The sequence below is a fragment of the Pseudonocardia sp. 2-7 genome (assembly GCF_056341085.1).
In genome coordinates, this window is the sequence record NZ_CP094507.1 from 4,618,183 (window position 1) to 4,636,212 (window position 18,030).

At 74.4% G+C, this 18,030-nt stretch carries 14 protein-coding genes and 1 pseudogene; 5 read left to right on the forward strand and 10 right to left on the reverse strand.

The genetic code is table 11. The annotated features are described in order from the left end of the window. Positions 1–56: 56 nt before the first annotated feature. Entirely contained in the window at positions 57–293 is a 237-nt protein-coding gene (locus tag MTO91_RS22180; protein ID WP_073576391.1) for a hypothetical protein, read from the forward strand. An 85-nt stretch (positions 294–378) separates the two neighbouring features. Further along, complete coding sequence (locus MTO91_RS22185; protein ID WP_350590562.1) at positions 379–1,641, forward strand: primosomal protein; 1,263 nt, start codon at positions 379–381, stop codon at positions 1,639–1,641. Here the strand turns inward: MTO91_RS22185 and MTO91_RS22190 are convergent. Then, on the reverse strand, positions 1,638–2,738 hold the full coding sequence (locus MTO91_RS22190; RefSeq protein ID WP_251784334.1) for an adenosine deaminase: 1,101 nt from the start codon (positions 2,736–2,738) through the stop codon (positions 1,638–1,640). The genes MTO91_RS22185 and MTO91_RS22190 overlap by 4 nt on opposite strands. Positions 2,739–2,922: 184 nt before the next feature. Between MTO91_RS22190 and MTO91_RS22195 the strand changes: the two genes are divergently transcribed. Next, the gene (locus tag MTO91_RS22195) at positions 2,923–4,248 is read left to right on the forward strand and encodes a PA containing protein (protein WP_405415128.1); all 1,326 of its coding nucleotides are present in this window, start codon (positions 2,923–2,925) and stop codon (positions 4,246–4,248) included. Positions 4,249–4,541: 293 nt separating this feature from the next. On the opposite strand, the gene murJ is transcribed toward MTO91_RS22195, so the two are convergent. The 9 genes and pseudogenes from murJ to MTO91_RS22240 all read right to left on the reverse strand — a co-directional run bounded on the left by murJ (position 4,542) and on the right by MTO91_RS22240 (position 15,937). After that, positions 4,542–6,518: a murein biosynthesis integral membrane protein MurJ gene (murJ, locus tag MTO91_RS22200; RefSeq protein ID WP_405415125.1), complete on the reverse strand. Its 1,977-nt coding sequence runs from the start codon at positions 6,516–6,518 to the stop codon at positions 4,542–4,544. Positions 6,519–7,126: 608 nt separating this feature from the next. Continuing rightward, positions 7,127–8,731, reverse strand: a pseudogene (locus tag MTO91_RS22205) (solute symporter family protein); the annotation flags it as partial. Continuing rightward, a complete protein-coding gene (locus MTO91_RS22210) occupies positions 8,728–9,093 on the reverse strand; it encodes a DUF485 domain-containing protein (RefSeq protein WP_083658832.1) in 366 nt (121 codons plus the stop codon). The pseudogene MTO91_RS22205 and the gene MTO91_RS22210, both read right to left, overlap by 4 nt. Before the next feature lie 155 nt (positions 9,094–9,248). Beyond that, positions 9,249–10,535: a thymidine phosphorylase gene (locus MTO91_RS22215; RefSeq protein WP_476652609.1), complete on the reverse strand. Its 1,287-nt coding sequence runs from the start codon at positions 10,533–10,535 to the stop codon at positions 9,249–9,251. Beyond that, on the reverse strand, positions 10,532–10,936 hold the full coding sequence (locus MTO91_RS22220; protein WP_224401470.1) for a cytidine deaminase: 405 nt from the start codon (positions 10,934–10,936) through the stop codon (positions 10,532–10,534). The genes MTO91_RS22215 and MTO91_RS22220 overlap by 4 nt, the downstream gene beginning before the upstream one ends. Positions 10,937–10,972: 36 nt before the next feature. Continuing rightward, positions 10,973–12,208, reverse strand: a complete 1,236-nt coding sequence (locus tag MTO91_RS22225; protein WP_062397667.1) for an ABC transporter permease — start codon at positions 12,206–12,208, stop codon at positions 10,973–10,975. After that, positions 12,205–13,284: an ABC transporter permease gene (locus tag MTO91_RS22230; RefSeq protein WP_346108417.1), complete on the reverse strand. Its 1,080-nt coding sequence runs from the start codon at positions 13,282–13,284 to the stop codon at positions 12,205–12,207. Before MTO91_RS22230 ends, MTO91_RS22225 begins: the two co-directional genes overlap by 4 nt. Further along, a complete protein-coding gene (locus MTO91_RS22235) occupies positions 13,281–14,792 on the reverse strand; it encodes an ABC transporter ATP-binding protein (protein ID WP_476652611.1) in 1,512 nt (503 codons plus the stop codon). Before MTO91_RS22235 ends, MTO91_RS22230 begins: the two co-directional genes overlap by 4 nt. Next, positions 14,789–15,937, reverse strand: a complete 1,149-nt coding sequence (locus MTO91_RS22240) for a BMP family lipoprotein (protein ID WP_476652613.1) — start codon at positions 15,935–15,937, stop codon at positions 14,789–14,791. The genes MTO91_RS22235 and MTO91_RS22240 overlap by 4 nt, the downstream gene beginning before the upstream one ends. Before the next feature lie 193 nt (positions 15,938–16,130). On the opposite strand from MTO91_RS22240, the gene MTO91_RS22245 reads away from it, so the two are divergent. Both MTO91_RS22245 and MTO91_RS22250 read left to right on the forward strand, forming a co-directional pair. Continuing rightward, entirely contained in the window at positions 16,131–16,580 is a 450-nt protein-coding gene (locus tag MTO91_RS22245; RefSeq protein ID WP_476652614.1) for an SRPBCC family protein, read from the forward strand. Positions 16,581–16,660: 80 nt separating this feature from the next. Beyond that, entirely contained in the window at positions 16,661–17,953 is a 1,293-nt protein-coding gene (locus MTO91_RS22250) for a D-alanyl-D-alanine carboxypeptidase family protein (protein WP_476652615.1), read from the forward strand. Positions 17,954–18,030 lie beyond the last annotated feature (77 nt).

The following is an 18,030-nucleotide window of genomic DNA, read 5'->3' on the forward strand; positions in this document are numbered from 1 at the left end:
CGGTGTCACATCGAGGGCACCGCCGACGCTGTACTAGACGACAAGGAGGTGATCCGATGCCGGAGAACACGACTTCCGAGGAGCAGACGTTGATCGCTGCTGCGGAAAAGCTCACGCAGTGCGACGGATACGTTGTTCTGGCGGTGGACCCACAGACCGGGGAGGTGGACGCGCACGGCCCGTTCGACGGGATGACGGCGACCGTCAAGGCCGACCAGCTGCGACGCGACTTCGACCGGGGTGGACTCGAGGACGTGTCCATCGGAGTGGTCCGACTGCACTCCCAGGCCTGACCCCGCACGACCGTGATCCGCCGGGCCGGCGACACCCGAGGTGGTGGGACCGGCCGGCGGCAGGACGCGACGATAGGCTCGCCCCGTGGCAAGCGACATCGTCCCGATCCGGCTCGCTCTCACCCGGGGCGACGTGGTCACCCTGTGGGCTCCCCCCTGGCGCGAGGACGGCGAGGAGTGGGAAGCCTTCCTCGGCGACGACGAGCACGTGTTCGTCTTCGACGAGGTGGCCGGTCTCGCCGCGTTCGTGCGGACCGCACCCGAGCACGACCTGGCCGACCACCCCGCGTGGTCCGCGGTCCCCGGGCTCGCGGTCGCCGAGCTGACCCCCGACGCCGTCCACCGGTACGACCTGGTCGGTCTGCCGGAGCTGGCCGCCGCCGACCCGGACGCGCTGACCGTGCAGGAGCTGCACGAGACCGTCTCGATCGTCCGGTCGCTGGCCGACGTCTGCGACCTCTCCGCCGTGATCGCCGCGCTCGACGGCGAGCCCACGTTCGCGCTGCTGCGCGAGGGCGAGCAGGCCTTCGCCGGACGTGACGGCGCCAAGCGCTGGACCGCGCTGTCCGAGGCGATCGCGACGCACTGGGACGGGATCGTCGACACCGTCGACGACCTCGTCGCCACACCGGACCTCGACGCCGGGGCGCTGGACAAGGCGCGCGCCGAGGAACAGGAGCTGCGCGACCGTCTCGCCGAACAGCCCCTCGACGACGACGAGGCCCTCGAGGCCGCCGCGCTCGCCGCGGGCACCGAGGACGCCGACACCGCCGCGGAGGAGCCGAACGGCTTCTGGGCCGAGGTCGGCATCGACCCGATCCGCATCGAGGTCGGCGACCGCTCCGTGGTCAGCCTGCGCTGCTACCTCGACGACAAGCCGGTCTTCCTCGGCTCCGACGGCCGGATCGACGTGTTCGGCTCCGAGCGTGCGCTGTTCCGGGCGCTGGCCGACCGGGAGCACCCCGCCGTCGCCGGGACCGACCTGACCGCGGCCGTCACCTTCGCCGAGGTGCTCGACGCGGCCGCCGTCGGCGAGCTCGACGGCGGCGTCGAGGACATGAACACCTACGTGCTGACCGGGATCGGCCCCGACCTCGCCGAGGGCGTGCTCGACCTGGACCCGGTCCAGCTCGACCTGGCCTCGGAGCTGCTGACCGACGTCGGCGAGTGGGCCGGGGACCCCGAGCCCGCCGAGGTCCTCGCCGAGTCCAACAGCCTCGGCTGGCTCGTGTCGTTCGTCGTGCGGCCGGACCCGACGCGGATGGCGCCCAGCCCGCCGTTCACCCAGGAGGCGCAGTCCTGGGGCGAGCTCGTCGCCGGGCTCGAGGCCCGGCTGCGGGAGCACTAGCGCGACAGGGCCTCGTACCCGGGCTTGATGACGTCCTCGATCAGGGCCAGACGCTCGTCGAACCCGATGAACGCGGACTTCATCGCGTTGACGGTGAACCAGCGCAGGGTGTCCCAGCCGTAGCCGAAGGTCTCGGCCAGGTCGTACATCTCGCTGGTCATCGTGCAGCCGGACATCAGCCGGTTGTCGGTGTTGACCGTGACCCGGAACCGCAGGTCGGTGAGCAGCCCGATGGGATGCTCGGCCAGCGACGACGCGGCGCCGGTGTGCACGTTCGAGGTCGGGCACATCTCCAGCGGGATGCGGCTGTCGCGGACCCAGGCGGCGAGACGGCCCAGGTGCGGGCCGTCGTCGGTGACGGTGATGTCGTCGACGATCCGGACGCCGTGTCCGAGCCGGTCGGCGCCGCACCACTGCACGGCCTCCCAGATCGACGGCAGCCCGAACGCCTCACCGGCGTGGATGGTGACGTGGGCGTTCTGCTGACGGACGTACTCGAACGCGTCGAGGTGGCGGGTGGGCGGGAACCCCTTCTCGGCGCCGGCGATGTCGAACCCGACCACGCCGGAGTCGCGGTGGCGCACGGCCAGCTCGGCGATCTCCCGGGACCGGGCGGCGTGCCGCATCGCGGTGAGCAGGGTGCCGACCCGGATGGTGTTCCCGGCCGCCGCGGCGCGGGCGGTGCCGATCCGGAACCCGTCGAGGACGGCCGCGATGACGGCGTCGAGGTCCAGACCGCCCTCGACGTGCAGCTCGGGGGCGAAGCGCACCTCGGCGTAGACGACACCGTCGGCGGCCAGGTCCTCGGCGGCCTCGGCCGCGACCCGGGTCAGCGCCTCGCGGGTCTGCAGCACGGCGACGGTGTGCCCGAAGGTCTCGAGGTAGCGGACCAGCGAGCCGGAGTGGGCGGCACCGAGGAACCAGGCCGCGAGCTCGCCGGGGTCGGTGGTGGGGAGCTTGTCGTAGCCGTACTCGCGGGCCAGGTCGACGACGGTCCCGACCCGCAGGCCGCCGTCGAGGTGGTCGTGCAGGAGCACCTTGGGGGCACGGCGGACGGCGTCGCGGGTGACCGGGACGGGAGCGGTGGGATCTGCCACTCGGGCACGGTACCGAGCGGCGTGGCGCGCGACGACCGGCGCCCGGACCTGCCATGATCGACCCGATCCGGGTGCGGAGACATGCCCCGGACGGCTCAGCACAACACCGTCCGTCGACCCTCGTACGGCGGTCGCTACCCTCTGGGCACTCCCCACTTGGCTCAGAGGAAGCGCAGCAGGTGCCATGAGCGACACTTCGAACCTCTCGTTCGACCGGATGCGCGGCATGCTCATGCGAGCGGCCGAGATCCGTGACAGCGAACAGCAGCAGATCTTCGACTCCCTCGACGAGATCCACGCCCGGCTGGCGGCCCTGGACGCCATCGGCACCGTGCGCAAGAAGCTCACCGAACTCCCCGACCGGACCGAGCTGAACGTCCTGGCCGAGCGCCTCGACGAGACCGTGTCCAAGCTGGACAACACCGAGATCGTGCTCGGCGCGATCACCCGGGCCATCGAGTCCCTGCCGGACAAGCTGGCCAAGCCGATCGCCCAGCTCGACGGGCGGCTCGACGGCATGGGCGGGCGCCTCGAGGGCGTCTCGGGCCGGATGGACGGCCTGGACGACCGCCTGGGCGGCCTGCACAAGCGCCTCGACGACCTCGACAACCGCCTCGACCGGCACGAGATGCGGCTCGACGCGATGCCGAACGCCGTCGCCTCCCCGATCAAGGAGCGGGTCGACGGCGTCGAGCGTCAGGTGCGCGAGCAGCTCGACGCGGCCGTGCACTCCTTCGAGGAGACCGGCGAGGGGCTGCGCAACCTGCTGGGCGACACCTCGGTGGGCCTGCACCGCCGCCTGGAGGACCTGGCCCAGCGCCCGGCCGTCGACCCGGCCCCGGCGTTCGACGCCCTCACCGAGCGGCTGGAGGCCCTCTCCGCCCGTCTGGAGGAGGTCGGCACCCGGCTCGACTCGGTCGAGTCCGGTCTCGACGGCAGGCTGACCGACCTGGACGGGTCGGTCAAGGAGCGGGTCGGCAAGCTCGGCGGGTCCCTGAAGGACCGCCTGGGCGAGCTCGACGGCTCGGTCACCGAGCGGCTGTCGTCGCTGTCGGAGGCCGTGGACGGCCGGTTCGACGCGCTCGGCGAGAGCGTCGACGGGAAGCTCGACAAGCTGACCGGCGACGTCGACGGCCGCCTCGACAAGCTGACCGGGGAGGTCGACACCCGCCTGGAGAAGCTGTCCGGCGACGTCTCGACGCTCTCCGCGGGCGTCGACGACCGGCTGGCCGGCCTCGACTCCGTGCTGCGCGACCGTCCGGACACCGGCTCGGTCACCGACCTGGTCACCAAGGCCAACGCCGAGTCCGAGCGCCGCAACGCCAGCCAGCTCGACGAGGCCATGGCGACGTTCGCGGAGCTGATCATGGGCCGGGGTGGGCAGTACGCCCAGCAGGCCCCGCCGCCCCCGCCCCGCCCGGCCCAGCGCCGCGGCCGGGCCAAGGTCGCGGTGAAGAGCCAGAACGGTGCCTCCGCCGCCGACCTGGTCGGCGACGACCCGGACGACTGAGCCGCCGGCCCGGCACGACACCGCGCACGCCGCGTCCCGCACCCCGGGGCGCGGCGTGCGTGCGTCCGGGCCCGGCACACCGGGTGGGCCGATCGGGCGGGGACAACCGGCCCCGACGGCCCCACCATCTCCGCACCGCCGCCGGTGGGCGGAGGCCGTCGTGGATCCTGCCCCAGCTCCGCCCCCACCGCGCCCCGCCCACCCCGGCGGGGGTGCCCCCAGGGGAACTCTCGTAGCGCTCTAAGCCACGAAAGTTCCCCTGGGGGCACCCCGCGGGGGGCGACGCAGGAGGGTCAGCGGCGGGCGAGGCGGCGGAAGACGGCGTCGAGCTCGGACACCCTCAGCACCCGCATCCCGGCGACGGCCAGCGGCAGCGCGATCAGCGCGCCCCCGACCAGCAGGGTCCAGGCGCGGGCCACGTCCGGCCAGTCCGCCAGCACCGGGCCCAGCAGCCGGGTGAGACCCCAGGCGACGGCGGCGGCGACCGCGGAGGCGGACGCGACCTTGGCCAGGCACACCAGGACCTCGCCGGAGCGGGCCCGCCCGAGGCGGCGGCGCAGCAGCCACTGCCCGAGCACCGCGCCCCCGACGAACGAGAGCCCGTTGGCCGCGGCCAGGCCGAGGACGACCTGCTCCGGCGGGAGCAGCAGCGGGCAGGCGAGCAGCAGCGGGATCTTGACCCCGACCATGCCGACCTGGATGAGCGTCGGGGTGCGGGAGTCGGTCATCGCGTAGAACACGCGCATCTGCAGCATCGTCACCGCGTAGGGCAGCAGCCCGAACGCCGACCAGGCCACGGCCTGGCCGAGCCGCTCGGCGCCGGTACCGCTGCCGGCGCCGACGGAGAACAGCGCGGTGCCCAGGGAGGGGCCGAACGCGGTCATGACGGCGGCGATGGGGATCAGGCCGACGGTCGACAGGCGCGCCCCGAGCGAGAGGTCCGTGACGACCTGGTCGGTGTCGCCGTTCGCCGCGGCCCGGCTCATCCGCGGCATGAGCGCGGTCAGCAGCGACACCCCGAGCACGCCGTACGGCACCTGGAGCAGCAGCCAGGCGTAGGTGTAGGTGGCGACCGACCCCTCGGCGGCCGACGCCGCGACCCGGGTGGTGACGATGTACCCGGCCTGCCCGACCAGCACGTAGGCGACGATCCACAGCGCCATGCCGCCGGCCAGCGACAGCCTCGGGTCCCAGCCCCACACCGGGCGGTAGCGGAACCCGATCCGGCGCATGAACGGGATCAGCACGAGCGCCTGCACGACGATGCCCAGCGTCGTGCCGACCCCGAGCACGAGCAGCTTCGGGTCGCCCATCCGCACCGGGTCGACCGAGATCTCCCCCGGCACCAGCACGTAGACGACCAGCACGCCGAGCAGCACGACGTTGTTCAGCACCGGCGCCCAGGCGAACGGCCCGAACACCTGCTTCGAGTTGAGGATCGCGCCGAGCAGCGCGCCGATCCCGTAGAAGAAGATCTGCGGCAGCAGCAGCCAGGCGAACGCCGTCGCCAGCGCGGGGTTCGCCTGCCCGGTGTCGCCGGAACCGAGGTAGAGCCGGGTCAGCAACGGCGCGGCGGCCATCGCGAGCAGCGTCGCGACCAGCAGCCCGGCCCCGACGACGGTCAGCAGCCGCCGGGTGAAGCGTTCGCCCCCGTCGGCGTCCTCGGCCTGGGCCCGGACCAGCACCGGGATCATCACGCTGGTCAGCACGCCGCCGAGCAGCAGCTCGTAGACGATGTTCGGCAGCGTGTTGGAGACGGTGTAGGAGTCGTTGACGACCGCGAACCCCAGCACCGCGACCAGCGCGAGGTTCCGGACGAAGCCGGTGAGCCTGCTGACCAGGCTGGCGATCGCGATCATGCCGGAGGAGCGGACGAGCGAGCCGGTGCGCTGCGTGCCGCCGGACGGTGTGGTCCCGGCGGGGTCGTCCCCGGACGTCCCCGGGGCCGGTGCTCCGCCGTCCCCGGGCGCCTCGCCCGCCGGAGCGGTGCCGTGCGACGGCGTCCCCGAGCCCGCGGCGGCGCCGTCCGGGCACGCCGGGGGTGCGGGACGGCCGGGTGACGGGTCGGCCACCGGTCCCAGCGGGGTGGTCGGCTCCCCCGGATCGGGGATCCGGCCGGAACCGAGTGGACGGGTCACCTCGGCGGCCCCCTCCGGGGGCGTCCGCGGGGTCCGCCGGGGGTCGGTGCCCATCACCGGTCGGGGCAGCGGCTGGTGCCGCACCACCGCGGGGTGGGGCGCCCGCTCCGCCGCTCGTCGGTCCTCACGCATCGTGGTCCATCGTGCCGGATCGGAATCGTCGTGCCGACGCCCGCCCGGCACCGCGCCGTCACCCACCGGTGGGCGCACCGGCCCGGCGTCACGGCGCAGCGGCGGGCGTGTCACGGATCCGCCCGTCCCGGCGGCGCCCGCCGGCGACGGCCCGGCTTCGGCCGGCGGGCGTCGGCCGGGGACGCGGCTCAGCGGGACGGCGTACCGGGCCCGGGCCGCTCCCGCCCCGGGGGCAACTGCGGGTCCCGCCCCGGGGCGGCCGGCGGCCGGTACGGACCCGCCGGCTGGCCGCCACCGGGCCGGGCGTCGCGCGACGGCCCGCCGTGGGGGCGTCCCGTGCGGAGAGGTGCGGCGGCACCGTCCGGCCGGGCGGTACGGGCCGCCCCACCGTCCGGACTCCGGTGCGGCGCGGGCCCGGCCGGGCCCCGGTGCACCGCGGGACCGGCCGGGCCCGGGTGGGCCGCAGGACCGTCGGGGCGCGGGTGGGCACCGTGACCGGCGGGGGCCGGGTGGACTCCGTGACCGGCGGGGACCGGGGTGACGCCGTGACCGGCGGGGGCCGGGTGGGCACCGTGGCCGGTGGGGAGCGGCGCCGGCAGGCCCTCGGGCACCGCACGTTGCAGTCCGGCCCCGGTCAGCGCCCGGACCGACATCTGCGCATGCCCGGCGGCGTCGGGGCGTTCGCGGCCCAGGACGGAGCCGAGGTAGCCGAGCAGGAAGCCCGCCGGGACCGACACCAGGCCCGGGTTCGCCAGCGGGAACCACGCGAAGTCGAGGTCGGGCAGCATCGCCGTCGGCGCCCCGGACACCGCGGGCGAGAACACGATGAGTGTCAGCGTGACGGTGAGGCCGCCGTACATGCTCCACAGGGCACCGGTCGTGGTGAACCCCTTCCAGAACAGCGAGTACAGCAGCGTCGGCAGGTTCGCCGAGGCGGCCATCGCGAAGGTCAGGGCGGCCAGGAACGCGATGTTCTGGCCGTTGGCCAGGATGCCCCCGGCGATGCCGACGAGCCCGATGACGACGGTGGTCAGCCGGGCGACGCGGACCTCCTCGGCCGCGGTGGCCTGCCCGCGGCGCAGCAGCTGGGCGTACACGTCGTGGGCGAACGCGGCCGCGGCGGTGATCATCAGACCGGCGACGACCGCGAGGATCGTCGCGAAGGCGACCGCCGAGACCAGCGCCAGCATCACCGGCCCGCCGATCTGCAGTGCCAGCAGCGGCGCCGCCGAGTTCACCCCGCCTGGCGCGGCGAGGATCGCCTCCGGCCCGACCAGCGCCGTGGCGCCGTACCCGAGCGCCAGTACCAGCAGGAAGAACGCGCCGATCAGCCAGATCGCCCACACGACCGACTTCCGGGCCTGCCGGGCGTCGGGGACGGTGTAGAAGCGCATGAGGATGTGCGGGAGCCCGGCCACACCGAGGACACCGCCGACGGCCAGTGACAGCAGGTCCAGGTTGGCCGTCAGGCCACCGCCGTACAGCAGCCCCGGGGACAGCACGGCCTCGCCGCGCGGGTGGTTCGCGACCGCCGCGGTCAGCAGCGCGGGCAGGCTCAGACCGGTCGTGCCGAGCACGAACGCGGCCATGATCATCCCGGTCGCCAGCAGCAGGACCGCCTTCACGATCTGGATCCAGGTCGCGCCGCTCATCCCGCCGATCAGCACGTACCCGATGACCACGGCCCCGACCCCGGCGATCGTCGCGGACTGCCCGGCGCGGTCGGTGATGTTCAGCAGCAGCGCGAGCAGGCCGCCCGCGCCCGCGAGCTGGCCGAGCAGGTACAGCGTGGAGATCACCACCGCCGAGGTCGCGGCGGCCGCGCGCACCGGGCGCTGCCGCAACCGGTAGCTGAGGACGTCGGCCATCGTGTAGCGACCGGTGTTGCGCAGCATCTCGGCGACGAAGAACAGCGCCACCAGCCAGGCGACGAAGGCGACGACGGCGTAGAGGAACCCGTCGGGACCGGCGACGGCGACCGCGCCGACGATGCCGAGGAACGTCGCGGCCGACAGGAAGTCCCCGGACAGGGCCAGGCCGTTCTCCGGACCGGTGAAGCCGCTGCCCGCGGTGTAGTAGTCCCGGGCCGCCGACGAGCGCCGCCGCACCCGCAGCACCAGGACGAAGGCCAGGAGGATGAACGACGAGAAGACCAGGATGTTGAGCAGCGGGTCCCCGGGGGCCGGGGACACGGCCGCGACGGCTGCGGTCACCGGTGGCCCCGCTCGAGACGCTCACGGATCTCGTCGGCGAGCGGGTCGAGCCGGCGGCCGGCGTACCGGACGTACAGCGCGGTGATCGCGAACGTCGTGACGAACTGCCCGATGGCCAGCACCAGCGCCAGCGTGAGGTCGCCGAGCACCCGGGTGCCGAGCAGCCCGGGCGCCCAGGCGCTGAGCCCCACGAACAGGAACAGCCAGCCCAGGAAGCCCGCGGTCGCCGGCAGCACGAAACGCAGCAGGCGCGCGCGGAGCTCGCGGAAGTCCTCGCTCGCCTCGGCCGTGGTCCAGACGTCGGGGCCCGCCGTCACCCCCGCGCGGTCCGGTGACACGGGGACGTGGCTGGGGGACGGCATCGTCGCCGGCGAACGGTTCACACTGTGCGTAACGAACGGAGACACCGAGAGTTACGTTTCGGCACGAATGCGGCACGCGGACGCAGGAAGATCTGTCACGTCCCGTCAGCCACCTGACGCCGTTCGGGGTCGCATGCGACCCCGGCCGGGCCGGGTCAGCCGCCCCGGCGGACGTCGAGGACGAGGTCCCGCTCGGGCGGCGGGTCCGTGGTGATCATCAGTGCCGCTCCCGCGAGCAGCCGGCGGGCGGTGGGGAGCCGGGCGTCGTCGTCGGTGTGCAGCTCGGCGAGCGGGGTGCCGGGACGGACCTCGTCGCCCGGGTCGACCAGCAGCCGGACCCCGGCCCCGGCCTGTACCGGGTCCTCCTTGCGGGCGCGCCCGGCTCCGAGCTTCCAGGCCGCCGTGCCGACGGCGAGCGCGTCGGCCCCGGCGAAGATCCCGGACCGCTCGGCGACGACCGTCTCGACGTGCGTGGCCACCGGCAGCGGTGCGGACGGGTCCCCGCCCTGCGCGGCGATCATCCGCTCCCACACGTCGTACGCGGCACCGGAGGCGAGCACGGCGGCCGGGTCGGCGTCGGGCAGACCGGCGAGGGCGAGCATCTCCGTGGCCAGCGCGACGGTGAGCGACACCAGGTCGGCCGGTCCCCCACCACGCAGCACCTCGACCGACTCGGCGACCTCCAGGGCGTTGCCGACGCAGCGGCCCAGCGGGCGGGACATGTCGGTAAGCAGCGCGGTGGTCGGGAGGCCGTGGGCGGCCCCGATCGCGGTCATCGCGTCGGCGAGCTCCCCGGCGCGCGGCAGGGTCTTCATGAACGCGCCGGACCCCACCTTCACGTCGAGGACCAGCCCGCCGGTGCCCTCGGCGAGCTTCTTGCTCATGATCGAGCTGGCGATCAGCGGGACGGACTCGACGGTGCCGGTGACGTCGCGCAGCGCGTAGAGCCGCTTGTCGGCGGGGGCGAGCGTGGGCGTCGCCGCGCAGACGACCGCGCCGACCTCGCGCAGCTGCGCGGTGATCTCGTCGGTGGTCAGCGAGGCGCGCCAGCCGGGGACGGCCTCCAGCTTGTCCAGGGTGCCGCCGGTGTGGCCGAGCCCGCGTCCGGACAGCTGCGGCACCGCCGCCCCGCAGGCCGCGACGAGCGGCGCCAGCGGCAGCGTGATCTTGTCCCCGACGCCGCCGGTGGAGTGCTTGTCGACCAGCGGGCGTCCGACGTCGCCGAAGTCGAGGACCTCGCCGGAGTCGATCATCGCCTGGGTCCAGTGCGCGATCTCGCCGGGCTCCATGCCGTTGAGCAGGATCGCCATGGCCAGCGCGGCCATCTGCTCGTCGGCCACCTCGCCGCGGGTGTAGGCGTCGACCACCCAGTCGATCTGGGCCCTCGACAGGGTGCGGCAGTCGCGCTTGGCCGCGATGACCTCGACCGCGGAGAAGCTCACGGGAGATCCTCCGGGCCGAACGCGTCGGGCAGCACCTCGGTGAACGGCAGCACCCCGCGCGGGGTGTCGCAGAGCAGGGCGGCGCCGCCGAACTCGTGGAGCACCTGGCGGCAGCGTCCGCACGGCATGAGCAGGTCGCCGTCGCCGGAGCGGCAGGCGACCGCGAGCAGCCGTCCGCCGCCGGAGAGACGCAGCTGCCCGGCGAGGGTCACCTCGGCGCAGACGCCGAGGCCGTAGGAGGCGTTCTCGACGTTGCAGCCGGTGACCACCCGCCCGTCGTCGACGAGTGCGGCCGCGCCGACGTGCAGCCGGGAGTACGGCGCGTACGCCCAGGCCGCGGCCTGCACCGCGGCGGCCCGCAGGGCGTCCCAGTCCGGGACGGGTGCGTCGGGCCGCACCATGTCCGCGCCCGCTCCGGACGGTCCCCCGCCTGCCATCTAGCGGCCCTCCCCGCGCCGGTACGGCTCGCCGAGCCGGGCCGGTGGTCGTAGTCGTTGCGAGGCCGCCGCGAGCACGATCAGCGTGACCAGCTGCGGGGCGTAGGAGGCGAACTCGCTGGGCACGGTGTCGACCGACCAGTAGACCGCGTAGACCAGCAGCCCCGCGACGAGCGCGACGGCGGCGGCGGTCCACATCCGGCGGATCGCCCACAGCACCGCGACGACGACCGCGACCAGCGTCGCGCCGTAGAGCAGCGCGTGCACCGCCTCACCGCCGGCACGCAGCTGCAGGCCGTCGACGTAACCGAACAGCGCCGAGCCGACGAGCAGCCCGGCGGGCCGCCAGTTGCCGAAGATCATCGCGGCGAGGCCGATGTACCCGCGCCCGCCGACCTGGTTCTCCAGGTAGCCGAGCTGGCCGGGGTTGAGCACCAGGGCCGCACCGCCGAGCCCGGCGAGCGCGCCGGAGATCGTGACCGCGACGTACTTGTGCAGCACCACGTTCACGCCGAGCGACTCCGCCGCGACCGGCGACTCGCCCGCGCTGCGCAGCCGCAGCCCGAACGCCGTCCGCCACAGCACGAGGTAGCTCACCGGGACCAGCGCGACCCCGATGACCAGGATCGGCGTCAGGCCGGTGACCAGCCCGGACAGCAACCCGGCGAGGTCGGAGACGAACACCCGTTGCTGGGCCTCCAGCGCCGCGAGGCCCTCGGAGACCCCGGGGATCGAGAACTCGGTGAAGCCCTCCAGCCGCGGGGACTGGCGCGGGTTCTGCGAGACCGGGGTGAACACCAGCGTCGCCAGGTACTTCGTCAGCCCCGTCCCGAGCAGGGTGATCGCGACGCCGGAGACGATGTGGTTGACGTTGAACGTGACCGTCGCGACGGCATGCAGCAGCCCGCCGAGCGCGCCGAACACCAGCCCGCCGAGCATCGCCGCCCACGGCCCCCACTGGTAGCCGGCCCAGGCCGCACCCCAGGTGCCGAGCACCATCATGCCCTCGAGGCCGATGTTGATGATCCCGGCGCGTTCGGCCCAGAGGCCGCCCAGGCCGGCGAGCAGGATCGGCAGCCCCAGCCGCACCGCGGCGGACGCGGTGCCGCCGGAGGTCAGCTGGGTCTGGCCGGTCAGCGTCACCGTGACCGACAGGACCGCGACCAGCGCGGCCGCGATCAGCGCCGACCGGGCCCAGCCGGGCAGGGACCGCGCACGATCCAGCACCGCGGTCACGACGACACCTCCGCGGGTTGCGGTGTGGGGGCCGCCGCGGCGACCCGCCGTTGCTCGGCCCGGCGCTCGACCCGGCGGACGACCTCGTAGGCGACGACCACCGACAGCACGATCAGGCCCTGCATGATCAGCACGATCTCCCGCGGGATGCCGACGACGTCGAGCGCCACCGCGGACTTGTCCAGGAACGCCCACAGCAGCGCGCCCAGCGCGATGCCGACGGGGTGGTTGCGGCCCAGCAGCGCGATCGCGATGCCGGTGAAGCCGTAGCCCTGCGGCGAGGACAGCGTGTAGGCGTGGTCGCGCCCGAGCAGCTCGGGCAACCCGACCAGCCCGGCGACCGCGCCGGAGAGCAGCAGCGCGACGACGATCGTGCGGCGCGCGTTCACCCCGCCGGTCGCGGCGGCCGTCGCCGACTCGCCGGAGGCGCGCAGCTCGAAGCCGAACCGGGTGCGTCCGAGCAGGAACCAGTAGCCGATGCCCAGCGCGGCCGCGACGAACACCATCCCGAAGATCGCGCCGTTGCCGACCGGGATCCCGGGGAACCAGCCCGACTCGGGGATCGGCGGGGTGGTGATGTTGTTGCCGCGCAGCTCGCCGAAGGTCTCGGCGCGGATCAGGTAGGCGATCAGCCCGGTGGCGATCGCGTTCAGCATGATCGTCGAGATGACCTCGGAGACGCCGCGGTAGGCCTTGAGCAGCGCCGGGATCGCGACCCAGGCGGCGCCGGTCAGCAGCGCCACCACCATGATCAGCACGGTGTGCAGGACCGGCGGGAGCGCCACCGTCCCGCCGACGATCGCGGCGACGCAGGCGGCGACCCGGAACTGGCCCTCGACGCCGATGTTGAACAGCCGCATCTGGAAGCCGATCGCGACGGCCAGGGCGGCGAGGTAGTAGACGGCGGCGGAGTTCACGGTGTCCACGACGACCGTGCCCGACCCGACCTGCGCGAGGATGGTGGTGACCGCCGTCCACGGCGACGCCCCGCTGATCACCAGGGCGACCCCGCAGAGCAGGGCGGCGACCGCGATCGCCAGGACGGGCGCGACGACGGCGCCCCGCAGCCGGCTCACGTGGCGGCTCCGGTCATCTTGGTACCCAGCTCCTCGGGGGTCACGGTCGCGGGATCGGCGGTGCCGACCAGCCGCCCGCCGGAGATGACGGCGAGGGTGTCGGACAGGCCGATCAGCTCGTCGAGGTCCGCCGACACCAGCAGCACCGCGAGCCCGGCCGCGCGGGCGCGGCGCAGCTCAGCCCAGATGCCTGCCTGCGCGCCGACGTCGACGCCGCGGGTCGGGTGGGCCGCGATGAGCAGCACCGGGTCACCGGACAGCTCCCGTCCGACGACGAGCTTCTGCTGGTTGCCGCCGGACAGCGCGGCCGCCATGACGTCGATCCCGGGGGTGCGGACGTCGAAGTCGCGCACGATCCGCTCGGTGTCGGTGCGCGCGGCGGCGGTGTCCAGCAGCCCGCGCCGGGCGATCGGCGGCCGGGACTGGAACCCGAGGATCCGGTTCGCCCACAGCGGCTGCTCGCCGAGCAGGGCGTGGCGGGACCGGTCCTCGGGGACGTAGCCGATGCCGGCCTCGCGGCGGGCCATCGTCGACGTCGCCGAGATGTCGGTGCCGTTCAGCAACACCCGGCCACGGGCGTGCCGGCGCATCCCCATGACCGTCTCGACGAGCTCGGTCTGGCCGTTGCCCTCGACACCGGCGATGCCCAGCACCTCACCGGCGTGCACGACGAGGTCGACCCCGTCGAGCAGGTCGCGGCCGCCGTCCGGGCTCGCCAGCCCGAGGCCCTCGACGCGCAGCACCTCGCGGTCGGTCACGGTCGACTCGCGGGTCTCCGGCGAGGGCAGCTCCGAGCCGACCATCATCTCCGCCAGCTCGCGGTTGGTGACGGTCCGCGGGTCCGCGGTGCCGACCGTGCGGCCGCGGCGGATCACGGTGATCCGGTCGGCGACGGCGCGGACCTCGTCGAGCTTGTGCGAGATGAACAGGAACGTATAGCCGTCGCCCTGCATCGTGCGCACGGTCGCGAACAGCTCGTCGACCTCCTGCGGGACCAGCACCGCGGTCGGCTCGTCGAGGATCACCGTGCGGGCGCCGCGGTAGAGCACCTTGAGGATCTCGATGCGCTGCCGGTCGGCGACGCCGAGGTGCTCGACGAGCGCGTCCTGCCGGGCGGCGAGCCCGACGGTCGCGGACAGCTCGGTGATCCGCGCCCGGGCCGCCTTCCCGATGCCGTGCAGGCGCTCGGCGCCGAGCAGCACGTTCTCGGCGACGGTCAGGTTGTCGGCCAGCATGAAGTGCTGGTGGACCATCCCGATCCCCGCGGCGATGGCGTCGGCGGGGCTGCGGAAGTGCGTCTCCGCCCCGTCGACGACGATCGTGCCCTCGTCGGGCGTCTGCATCCCGTAGAGGATCTTCATCAGGGTCGACTTGCCGGCGCCGTTCTCGCCGCAGAGGGCGTGGACCTCACCGTGGGTGACGGTGAGGTCCACGCCGTCGTTCGCGATGACGCCGGGGAACCGCTTCGTGATCCCGCGGAGTGCGACCGCGTCGGGCTGGTCGGTCACTTGGTGGACTTGACCTGGATCTGTCCGGCGATGATCGCGGCCTTGTACGCCTCGAGCTGCGGGACGATGTCGTCGACCTGGCCACCGGAGGTGGAGTAGCCGACACCGTTGTTGGCGAGGTCGAACCGCGCCGGGAGCTGCGCGACGGTGTTGCCCGCGACCGCGTTGATGTAGTCGTAGACCGCCACGTCGACCCGCTTGATCATCGACGTCATGATCGTGTCGCGGACCTGCGTCAGCTGCGGCGAGTTGTACTGGTCGGAGTCGACGCCGATGGCCTTCTTCTGCGCGGTCTGCGCGGCCGCGAAGACACCCTGGTTCGACTGGCCCGCCGCGGCGAAGGCGATGTCGGCGCCGCCGTCGTACTGGCCGGACGCGATCTCGGTGGCGCGGGTGGCGTCGTTGAAGCCGGTGAAGTCGCCGGCCGGGGAGATGTAGGCCGACTCGACGTCGATCTGCGGCGCGACGGCCTTGGCGCCCTGCTCGTAGCCGGCGTCGAACTTCTGGATCAGCGGGTTGTCGACGCCGCCGATGAACCCGACCTTGCAGGCCGAGGTCTTCAGCGCGGCCGCGGCGCCGACCAGGAACGAGCCCTGCTCCTCGGCGAAGACCAGCGGCTTGACGTTGGGCAGGTCGACCGTGTCGTCGTCGACGATGGCGAACTGGATGTTCGGGAACTCGGTCGCGACGGTCTTCACGCCGGTGGCGTAGTTGAAGCCGACCGCGACGATCGGGTTGAACCCGCCCTGGGCGAGCTGTCGGAGGCGGTTGGTGCCCGCGTCCTCGCTCTCCCCCGCCTGGGCGGTCGCCTCACGCGTGTTGGCCTTCTGAAGCCCCAGCTCGGCGACGGCGCGGTCGAGGCCGGCGGCCGCCGCGTCGTTGAACGAGGCGTCGCCACGGCCACCGATGTCGTAGGCCAGCCCGACCTTGAGCCTGCTCGCGTCCGCCTTCGGGGCCTCCGGCGCCGGCTGGGCCGACGCGGCCGGGACCGACGGCGGCGCGACGCGCTCGCACTCCCCGGCCTGGGCGCCGCCGCCCCCGCCGGTGTCGCGGGCACAGCCCGTGAGCGTGAGTGCCGCCGCGGCCACGAGCGCGATCGCGGTCGCGTACCGGCTCCTGCCTCCGATGCGCTGGTTGATCCGCACGAGGTGACCTCCCCCTCCGGCGCCACCGCTCGGCGGCGCATGTCCGGACGGGACGGTAACCGCTGGACAACGGTTTCGGCAGAACTCGAAACACGGCCGTGACGCGGAATCGTCGAGCGGTTGACGGACGGTACCGTCCGCGCACCCGGACGATCTTGTACCCGGGAGGTGACGCAGTCTCGGAGGAGGATCGATGGATCGCGCGGAACGTACGGTGCAGGCCCCGCCGGAGCGGGTGTGGGAGCTGGTCTCGGACATCACCCGGGCCGGTGAGTGGAGCCCGGAGGCCACCGGGGGACGGTGGCGCGGCGACGCGACGGGGCCCGCCGTGGGCGCGAGGTTCACCGGGGGCAACCGGCACGGACGGATCCGCTGGTCCACGCACTGCCGCGTCACCGAGTGCGAGCCGGCCCGCCGGTTCACCTTCGTGGTCGGCGAGTCGAAGACGGCCTGGGGCTGGGTCCTGGAACCGGCCGGGGACGGGGCGACGACCGTCGTCGCCTGGCGGGAGAAGACCGGCGAGGCGGCGCTGCCGGTACGGCTGCTGCAGCGCAGCGGGATCCTGGGCCGGGACCGCGAGGCCCTGATGCGCGACGGGCTGGAGCGCAGCCTGGACCGGGTCAAGGAGATCGTCGAGCGCTGACCGTGCCGCGGGGCGCGGTCCGTGGTGCCGGGCCCGCAGCGGGCGGCCCGTTCCGCCGGGCCGTGGGTCATGCTGCAACGGTGACGACCCCCGCCGGCCCGGGCTCCCCGCGCCGACCCGCCGCCCGGCTGCTCGTTCCCGTCGTCGTGGCGCTCGCGCTGGCCGGGGCGGCGGGCACCGCGCCGGTCGCCTCCGCCGCTCCGGTCGCGGTCGCCGCGGGCTGCCCGGGGCAGGAGGTCCCGCCCGGCCCGCCCGCGCGGGAGGAGACGGTGCCCGTCCCCCCGCTGCCGGTGCCGTCGCCACCGGTCGGCGGGCTCGGCGGCTGCGGTGACACCCACGCCGGGCCGGTGCCGCCCCCGCCGGTCGGGGTCGCGTCGTACGTCGTCGCCGACCTCGACTCGGGTGCGGTGCTCGCCGCCCGGGCCCCGCACGCGCGGCAGCGTCCGGCGTCGACGATCAAGCTGTTGCTCGCGCTGGTCGTCGACGAGCGGCTGCCGATGGACCGGGTGGTCGTGGGCACCGCCGAGGACGGAGATGTCGACGGCAGCCGGGCCGGGATCGGTCCCGGCGGGCGCTACACGGTCGACCAGCTGCTGCACGGGCTGCTGCTGTCCTCGGGCAACGACGCCGCGAACGCCCTGGCCCGCGAACTCGGCGGGGTCCCCGCGACGCTGGCCGCCATGCGCGACGAGGCCCGCCGCCTCGGTGCCCTGGACACCCGTCCCGCGACGCCCTCCGGCCTCGACGGCCCGGGGATGTCCGCCTCGGCCTACGACCTGGGCCTGCTGCTGCGCGCCGCACTGGAGCGCCCGCGGATCGCGGCCGCGCTGACCACCCGGAGCATCCCGTTCCCCGGGTTCGCCGACAAGCCCGGCTTCCTGCTCGGCAACGACGACCGGCTCCTCGGTGCCCCCGGCTTCCTCGGCGGCAAGAACGGGTTCACCGACGCCGCCCGGCACACCTTCGTCGGCGCGATGGAGCGCGACGGGCGACGGCTGGTCGTCGCCGTCGTGCGCGGCGAGCCCCGGCCGGTGCTGATGGTCGACCAGGCCCGCGCCCTGCTGGACTGGGGCTTCGGCGCCCCGGCCACCGGGATCGGGACGCTGGTCGAGCCGGGCACCACGGGCTCCGCCGACGGCTCGGACACGCCCCCGGGCGCCGCGGCCCCCGCGGGCGGGGCAGGCGGCGCGGACGGCGCAACGGGATCCGGGGGCGCGGACGGGGCGACGCGGAGCGCCGACGGGGCGACGTCGACCGGCGCCCCGGATCCCGCGGGTGCTGCGCCGGTCCCCGCCGCGGTGCTGGTCGGCGGGGTCGCCGCGCTCGCCGGCGTCGGGGCGCTGGTGGCCGCGCGGCTGCGCCGGCGCCGTTGACCTGCGGCAGACGCCCGGGAAACCCGACCGGGTCGGCGTCGGCTCGCCCGGTGCCCGAGGGCAGGGGTGCACCCTTC

What these genes read in the sequence shown, in the direction of transcription:
- MTO91_RS22180 (WP_073576391.1), top strand. Translation starts at nt 57, where the DNA reads ATGCCGGAGAACACGACTTCCGAGGAGCAGACGTTGATCGCTGCTGCG.
- MTO91_RS22195 (WP_405415128.1), top strand. Translation starts at nt 2,923, where the DNA reads ATGAGCGACACTTCGAACCTCTCGTTCGACCGGATGCGCGGCATGCTC.
- murJ (WP_405415125.1), bottom strand. Translation starts at nt 6,518, where the DNA reads ATGCGTGAGGACCGACGAGCGGCGGAGCGGGCGCCCCACCCCGCGGTG.
- MTO91_RS22210 (WP_083658832.1), bottom strand. Translation starts at nt 9,093, where the DNA reads ATGCCGTCCCCCAGCCACGTCCCCGTGTCACCGGACCGCGCGGGGGTG.
- MTO91_RS22220 (WP_224401470.1), bottom strand. Translation starts at nt 10,936, where the DNA reads ATGGTGCGGCCCGACGCACCCGTCCCGGACTGGGACGCCCTGCGGGCC.
- MTO91_RS22245 (WP_476652614.1), top strand. Translation starts at nt 16,131, where the DNA reads ATGGATCGCGCGGAACGTACGGTGCAGGCCCCGCCGGAGCGGGTGTGG.